At 59.2% G+C, this 7,789-nt stretch carries 8 protein-coding genes and 1 pseudogene; all 9 read right to left on the bottom strand.

The annotated features are described in order from the left end of the window. Positions 1-187, bottom strand: a pseudogene (locus tag EOA23_RS36115) (hypothetical protein); the annotation flags it as partial. Positions 188-507: 320 nt separating this feature from the next. Beyond that, positions 508-1,653 (bottom strand): TlpA disulfide reductase family protein, encoded by a 1,146-nt coding sequence (locus EOA23_RS29075; RefSeq protein WP_063170388.1) that lies wholly within the window; start codon positions 1,651-1,653, stop codon positions 508-510. A 272-nt stretch (positions 1,654-1,925) separates the two neighbouring features. After that, on the bottom strand, positions 1,926-2,306 hold the full coding sequence (locus EOA23_RS29080; protein WP_126080606.1) for a hypothetical protein: 381 nt from the start codon (positions 2,304-2,306) through the stop codon (positions 1,926-1,928). Between the two features lie 10 nt (positions 2,307-2,316). Next, positions 2,317-3,615, bottom strand: coding sequence for a SidA/IucD/PvdA family monooxygenase (locus tag EOA23_RS29085; RefSeq protein WP_063169368.1), 1,299 nt, complete (start codon positions 3,613-3,615; stop codon positions 2,317-2,319). A gap of 842 nt (positions 3,616-4,457) precedes the next feature. Beyond that, a complete protein-coding gene (locus EOA23_RS29090) occupies positions 4,458-5,330 on the bottom strand; it encodes a universal stress protein (protein ID WP_126087041.1) in 873 nt (290 codons plus the stop codon). Positions 5,331-5,425: 95 nt separating this feature from the next. Then, positions 5,426-6,241 carry a response regulator transcription factor gene (locus EOA23_RS29095; RefSeq protein WP_063169370.1) on the bottom strand — a complete coding sequence of 272 codons (816 nt, stop codon included), beginning with the start codon at positions 6,239-6,241 and terminating at the stop codon, positions 5,426-5,428. Next, a complete protein-coding gene (locus tag EOA23_RS29100) occupies positions 6,238-6,717 on the bottom strand; it encodes a NifX-associated nitrogen fixation protein (RefSeq protein WP_024505267.1) in 480 nt (159 codons plus the stop codon). Before EOA23_RS29100 ends, EOA23_RS29095 begins: the two co-directional genes overlap by 4 nt. A gap of 16 nt (positions 6,718-6,733) precedes the next feature. Continuing rightward, positions 6,734-7,231 (bottom strand): nitrogen fixation protein NifX, encoded by a 498-nt coding sequence (gene nifX, locus EOA23_RS29105; RefSeq protein ID WP_063169371.1) that lies wholly within the window; start codon positions 7,229-7,231, stop codon positions 6,734-6,736. Then, positions 7,228-7,789: nitrogenase component 1 (locus tag EOA23_RS29110; RefSeq protein WP_281058771.1), on the bottom strand; the 562-nt coding region annotated here is incomplete at its 5' end. The genes EOA23_RS29110 and nifX, both read right to left, overlap by 4 nt.

Raw genomic sequence — 7,789 nt, forward strand, 5'->3', positions numbered from 1 at the left:
GTTGCTGTTGCTTGGTGATGATGAACTCGGCCAGCAGCTCGGCATCCGAATGGCCTTCCCATAAGCCGAAGGAATCCTGAGTACGAATGAGCCGCAGGAGGCATTTGACGAACGGGGAAGCAAGGGCCTCGCCGTCCCCGTGGACAGCAGGGCCAACCGGTTCATGAGGAATTTCGCTTTTCCCCAATTTCAGTACTCCTCTTGAAGGACGATCTCTTTTTCTGCGATGTGTGGTTCGGGCGCTTGCGTGGGCGGGGAATGGCTTGGGCGAGCCGATCCCACGCAACAGTGTCCCGTGGCCGACCTCGAGCACGTCCACCAATGCGAGACCTTTCACCGCGGCGCGAACGCCTGCGCCGCGGTTCGACCCGAGGTAAACGCAATGGAAATTCCACCTGCCGCAAGCCGCGCACTTTTGCGGCATCGACGTTATTGCTGCGAAGTGCGCCTGGGCGGGCGGATTTGCCGGTGTTCAATTCCAATTGTCATGCCCTTCGCGATCCTTGCTCAGGAAGTGACAGCGTTTTGAGTTTCGGAAGTCTTGTTTTGCGGAGCCACACAGAGACCCGCGTGACAGGCAGGCTCACCCGTGTAGTTGGCCAGGGCTTGGAGCAACGAGGTGAGGTAGCGCTGTTTGGTTTGGTCCGGCACTGGCTCCGAATGGTCCAGCGATTTGATTGCCACCTCGATCAACTCGATCGCCCGGTCCTTGTTGCCGCTCTCGTAATAATACTGAGCGACCGGAAAGTAACACCCGAATTTAAAGTCTCCATCGCCTTGCGGAGGATTAAGTTCCAGGATCTGTTCGGAGAGCTCCTTGCCCATCGCAAAGCGATCATCATGCGGAAGATGGGAGTTGTCGATCGTGGGATGGAAGAGTTGGTTCAGCGCCATCACCACCCAAGACATCGCTTCGAACTTTTTGTTGATCGCGTCCTCGACCAATTCGCGCATAAGCGGCAAGCCGGTTTTGATGTCGCGCAGCTTGTGAAGCAGAATATCCGCATGAACCCGCCGAAAATCAAAAGAGTCTGGCATCACGGCGAGGCCTTCTTCGATGGCCAATAGTGCCGCTGCCCAATCCTCGTCCTGCATCGCCGGCCCAAGTTTGGCGTATATCGGCTGACTCAGCGACGATTCGCGCACACGCGAGATTCGCTTTGCATCGACGGCTTTCGCTTCATAGCTGCTGCGCCAGCTGCCGTTAAGGACTTTCGGCAAAACGTCATCGAGAGGTGCCGGGTGGCCGATATAAGCGATGTGGCCGTCGCGGTCGACCACGAACGAGGTGGGAATCCCGAACGAAGAGCTGGGTTCCAGCCAGAGCTTTTTCATTTCGCCAGTGCAATCGAACGCTGTCCGATAATTCAGATTCGGGAACTTCTCGGTCAGCCAGGCATCCACGTTGGTCCGCGCTTCGTCCGCGGTTGCAGCCTTTTCGCAAGCTGCGACTCCGATAATCTCAAATCCGCTGTCTTTATATTTCTCCTGCAGTTCGATCAAATGGGGCATGGCGTGGACACATGGTCGGCACCAAGTCGCCCAAAATTCAACGAGGTAGACCTTGCCGGGCCGAAGGCTCGTGAGGGGCTCGCCACGCAGCCAGTTCTCCACTTTCAGCGCAGGAGCCGGGGACCCCATACGCAGTTCCATCTTGGTGTCCAAAGTCATTCCACACCTTTCGTCTCTTTTGTCGCGGAATATTTTCCAGTCAAAATCGGACACGGTCTCGAGGGCATTGCTCCCTCTCGCTTGCTTCAGCGGAGCTCTCACCGTGTTGCCGCACATCAAGCACGGCAAAGGGCATGCCAACCCTTCTTAGCTTCGGCAAGCGCCGGTACCGCCTTGAATAAGCGAGCCCTAACACGGCCAGCTGACGTTAACCTGAATGTCGGCTTTCGACGGCTCACCTTAGCGGCTGCCGTTTAGGAAGGTGAGAGTTTGGCTGGCCCGCTGGCGATAAGACCGGCTTCGGCGTCCTGGAGTAGTCGCACTTCGGCGATGGGGTCGAAAGTGCGGGAGAGGCTCGGTACCCTTGCAGCCACCGCCGCATGTGGCCCGGCGTCATAATTCGCGTCGCGGTTGCCAACGGCGGCGTTGGGCTCGATCCACGTGGCGTTGAGCCCGACAGCACGTAAAGCTGCATCGTGATTGAATGCCCTTTGCTGTTTCACGCCAAGCAGGAGTCGCGCGACGCTACCTTGCTCAAGCGCGAGCAGAGCGATCTGACGCCGTAGGAATATTGCTCGTCCCGCTTTTGCCGCCAGAGGCGGAAATCTTTCCTGAATGCCACCGCCGATCATCAATATCGACGAATCATATCCCGCTGCCCATTTGTTCGACTCCGAGGTCGGGCCAGCACTCCGTCAAGGGACGGTTGATGAACCCTAGATGCTCGGGATTGGCGCATGGCGCGCGCCGCAGAAGGCTGTCAAGGATGCGGCGCGCTCGCCAGGCCAGCAGCCCAAAGTTCGGATCAGCCAGCCCGCGCTGTCCAAGGCAGGCGTTCTGAACGAAAAGGCGTCGGTCTCGCGGTCCGTCCCAGTACACCGAAAAATCCTCGCCGATGGCGAGCTCATTGCCGATCTGTTCGAGGCGATCTGCGATCGGTTCTAGGAAACCCGGCAGCGGTTTCTCGTACCCGGTGGCCAGGATGACGATATCGGCGGTTACTTCTCCGATGTTGTCCAAGCCGCGTTGCAGCGTGAGCCTGTGCCCTGCTCCGGCATTGATGCAGCGCGACACGTTGCAACTTGGCCGCAATGTGATCTCGCATTGGTGTGGCTCGAGAAAGGCGTGGTGGTAGAGCGCCTGATAGACCGCGCGCAACTTGCTTTCTGAAATGCCCTCGGAGGCAAGCGCGAAACGCCGCAGGAACAGCTGTCGATGCACCTCGCTCATCGCAGCAAAACGATCCGAGAAGCATGGCGTGAACAGCCCGTTTGTGAACGCGTGGTCGTCGAAAGGCATCTCGCGCGTCAAGACCCATGTGATCGCCGCGGGCCGCCGTTCTTTCGGCCGGCCGACAAGGTGCAGTAGCAGCTCGGCTCCCGACTGTCCGCCGCCAACAACGCAGACATGCTTTTTTTGCACCTCAGGATTGATGTGGGCCAACTCAGATGAGTGGAACAGGTTGGGTCCAGTCCAGCCATGAAACTGAGGCGGAATTTGCGCCTGCTTGCCTATGTCGATGACGAGGTTTCTTGCATCAAGGACCGCGTTGTCCGTCCGCACGCGAAACTCGCCGTCAAAGCGGATTTCGCGAACGGCCTCGCCGCCACGGACAAGCGGATTCTTCTGGAACGCCCAGTTGAGATATTGGGCGAACTCGGCTCTAAGCACCCCGTGAAATTGCGCATTGAGGAAATTGTAAAGACGCCCGTTCTCGTGGAGGTAGTTTACGAATGTGTAGGCTGATCGCGGATTGACCAGAGTAACCAGATCCTGGAAGTGGCCGACCTGGAGCTCCGCGCAATCGAAAGCGCTGCCTGGATGTCCTCGGAAATCGACCTCCCGGTCCAGGAACAGTGCCCCTTGCGCAATCTCTTCCTGTATCTGACACGCAAGGCTCAAATTAGATGGTCCAGCACCCACACCAATACAAAAGAGGTCCACTTATCCTTACTCCTCTAGGAGTGTTTTCCAACTCAGCGGCATGTTGACGTCGATTGCCGGGCATTGAGCAATGCGAACCTCACAGGCATGCTTGAGCCGCGGTCCCGACTGAGAGGACAGCAAAAGCGTGTGCCGCCTTCCAGGTCTTGGGCTCAATGTCGGCGGCATCGACAGCGGCGCGGCGTGATCCGAACCCAAGAGCAGAAGGAAAGTGTGTGATGCTGTCGCGCGGCTCTTCCGGATCTTACGGCGGCTTCTAGCGCCGGCCTCCACCCCAGGAGTGGCTGTTTCCCTGCCACGACGGAAGCGGCTCTTTCTTTCGAGGGGCGTAACCATGGATAACGGCTCTTAATGCTTTCGGAGACTCCCATGCATGCGGCGTGCCGGATAAAGACCTGTCAAACCAACGAGTTCGCGCAGTTCCAGCTCGTCTGGAATCCGACATTGTCGCACGCCCGACGATCGGGCAGGGGAAGCTCCGCGGCAGCGGCCCTTGCACACCGCAGGCTGACAGGGACAGCCGCCGATTTGACGCGCGTCCGGGTACTGATAAGGGGCCTTCCAACAGGGTTCGCGCACGAGGCGGGGTCTCCTGGTACACCCGCCCTGTGGCTTGGCTGCGGTCTGCTGCAGCCGTTCGTCTTTACTGCCCGTTGCGGACGATCTCGCACGAGTTGGTTCACGAGAGCGTCGTGAAGCAGTCGAGGCGTCCGGTTTGGCTCTGACAAGCGTCGCAAGATGTTCGCGGATCCAGCCATGTCTCCGCAATCCGACCGGTAACCGACGACGACTTCGGACTGGTTGGCGGTCCTACGACCTGATCGGTGTTCCTACGGAGCTGATCAGCGAGCCAAAAACAGCGGCAATGTGGTCTTCCCAAAGCTCCAGCTCGGCGGACCGCCGAAAATCCGCTCACGCAGCCCACGGCTGCCATAAGCACCCATAACCATCATGTCAGCACAGATGTCGTTCGCGTGCTGGGTCAGCACTGTGCCCGCCGATTTGCCGGCGCTCTTAAGCAGGTCAACGGAGACCCGAGCACCGTGCCGAGTAAGATAGGCAGCGATGTCAGCTCCAGACTGCGCGCCTTTCCCGTTGTTTTGCGCCTTTGGATCGACCATAGCGACACAGACTTCCTTGGCAGCGGATAGGATACTAAGAGCTTCCCGAACCGCACGCGAGGCCTCTACACGCGAATCCCAGCCGACCAGCACGCGTCGAGGCGACAGCGTCGCCTTAACGCCCTTCGGCACGATGAGCACCGGCTTTCCGCTATCGAACAAGCAGCCGTTGACAACAGGAGGTCCGAGAGTCTCATCGTTGAGGAGGTCTCCTCCAACGATCGTCAGGTCAGCGCAGAGCGCCCGCTGTCGTGCCACTTCACCGAGGCTAGCCGGATCGCAATAGTCGGTGTCAACGTCACAGGAAAGCGACATAGCTTTCAGCCTTTTGAGGATATCCGCGGACCGTCTTTCCATTCTGGTCACGTCCTGTGAAAATTTCTCGATTTGCTGAAATCGATAGTTCGGTACTGCAATTGCCTGTGCACGTCCTGTATTCCATTCGGGGGGCGGAGACAACATCAAGAGCAATGGAGGCGGTATAATGAGTACCGATAGGTGCGCGCCGACCTCGGCACACAGTCCGGCAGCTGTTGTGAGGTCCTCATCAGAATGATCAGCACCCGTCACACTGAATATGCTTTTAAATTCCATTTGCCTGCTTCTCCTGGTCTTCGTTAGGAGCGCCTCAAAGCGGCAACACCGCTCTCAGGAGGAAGAGAGAGCGGCACCACGTTCGATCACCGATTTCAGTCGTCCGGCTTCTCGAGCGAGTAGCCGGCCGACCTGACGGTGCGAATGACGCTGCCGGGCAAGGCCGTTTTCAGCGCCCTCCTGATTCGGCTGATATGGACATCGACGGTGCGTGCACCGACATGAATGTTGGGCAGCCAGGCCGCCCCGATAAGCTCGTCCCGGCTGAAGACCTTGCCGGGGGCCTCAATCATAAGCCGCAGCACGTTGAAATCGATCCGTCCGAGATGGATGTCGTGGCCATTACCGCGAACCCGATGGGCATCGAGCTTCATCTCCAGGCCTCCACAACAAATCCAACTGTCGTTTTCAACCCCGTTCGGACCACGCTTGGTCAGCCCGAGCCTCGCCCGCAGGCAGTCGAGCAGCTTGGCCGGAGCCACCGGCCGCACAAAGCTCTCAACGCCTGCCTTCAAGAGATCGAGGTGCTGGTGCTCGGCGCCAGGCGCGATCAGGGCGATGATAGGCAGGTCGGTGGTGCGCGGTTCCCGCTTGAGGTGGGCGCAAATTGCGGACCCGTTTATGCTGGCTGGGTCGCAATCCAGCACTACGGCCTGAAGCTCCCGTTGTTCGGCCAAGGCCAGCGCAGCCTTCGCGCCGTCTGCCGTCTCACTGCTGAAACCGTCAACCTCCAGTATGTGGCTGTAGAGCAGATAGAACTCGGCATCTTGCGAGCAGATCAGGACCAGCGGCTTCTTCATCGGCGATACCCCAACAACCTGGTCGGCCTCGAGTCCCTGGATCGAGGGGACTGGCCAACATAGTTTCTCGGGTCCGTCATGATGGCCTTTCTCGAAAATCGCGCCCATCATGCCAGCGCCACGTGGGGAAAGGTTTCGATGACTGAAATCGCATCGTCGACCAGCTTCGTACCGGCCGTGGCGAGCTTCAGGAGCGTCTCGAAGCCAAACCGGTGGACATCGCGCAGCGTTTTGGACAAAACGACCAGCCGTCCGGTCGTGAAAAGCACCCGACCAAAACCCTCATGGCTCACCTGGATCATCGGCGATGCCATAAGGCCGCAGCGCTCCTCGATCGCAAGCCCGATGGCGGCGTAGTACTTGTCGAGCCTCCACAGCACGTCGGGATCGGGATCTCCGATGATTGGGATCCCTCGGCGCTGTTCCTTGGTAATGATGAAGTCGCCCAGCAGCTCAGCGTCCGCTTTGCGTTCCCACGAGCCATAGGAATCCTGAGAACGGATCAGCCGCACGAGGCATTTGACGAACGGGGTGCAAAGAGCCGCCTCGTCTTCGGCGACAGCTGGGGGGATTGCGGGGTCAGGCATTGGCGTCCTCCTCTTTTCAGTCCTCGTCCTCGAAGGACGGTTTCTTTTCGGCAATGCCCGCTCGCGCCAGCACCTTGCGCAGCCAAGGCGGAGGACACGTCCTGAGCATCATCTGCGTGCGCAAGAGCACCTGTGGGATCGATTGGGGCTCCGCCACTTTGATCGGGTGGATTTTTGCCGCGACAAGCTTGGCTGCCGAAGGGCCGCCAATTGCCAGACAAAACAGGATCTGACAGCCCTTGAGCGCATCCACCTTTGGCGTGATGCGATCATCGCGCTCGGCCCGATGCTCCCCGCTTTCATCGGACACGTCATCGAAGGCCACGGCTTCTACGAGATTCCATTCCTCGCGCGTCACGTCGTAGACAGCAAAGCGCCTGGCCGACCCGAAATGGGCGTTGAGGTCCTGCATGTCCTGAGTGGCGATCGCAACGCGCAATGCGCCCTTACGTCGTTCAGGCATCGGGGCGAAAACCTCACTACTGACCAGCGAGAGGCGGCGAACAGCGTTCATCGTGATATTTCTCGATTACGGAGTGGATCAAGCGCCTCAGGAGTGGGCGCGTGTTGGTTGGCCTGGAAGATGCTGGCGACCTCGAAGATCATGTCGCGGGTGCCCTGATAGAGAATTGCGAGCTTGTGCTGGCTGCCTAGTCGATCGAAGACCGGGAACCCGATGCGCATGAGCGGAATTCGGAGCCGCTCCGATGCTTGGCGCCCGTGCGAATGCGTGACAAGCAGGTCAGCACCGACGGCAAGACTTTCCAGATCGCCGAGATCGCCGATCTGAACCGAAACCGCCGGGACTTTCTCGAGAATTTTAGACCTGTCGGTCGTTGTGACGGCCGCGGCTATCTCGGAGCCGAGGCCAGCAAAGAAGGTCGCAAGTTGGAACAGCTGGTCTGGTTCGGCAGCGATGGCAATTTTCTTGCCGCCGAAATGGAAATGTCCGTCGAGCATCGCGTCCTGCAATTGCGCCCGGCGCCGGCGCACGCGGGCCGGTACCGCCGCGCCCGAAATCGCAGACAGCAGCGACACGAAGCGGTCCGTGTCCTGCAGCCCAGTCAGTGAC

The organism is Mesorhizobium sp. M2A.F.Ca.ET.042.01.1.1 (assembly GCF_003997405.1).
GTDB lineage: Bacteria > Pseudomonadota > Alphaproteobacteria > Rhizobiales > Rhizobiaceae > Mesorhizobium.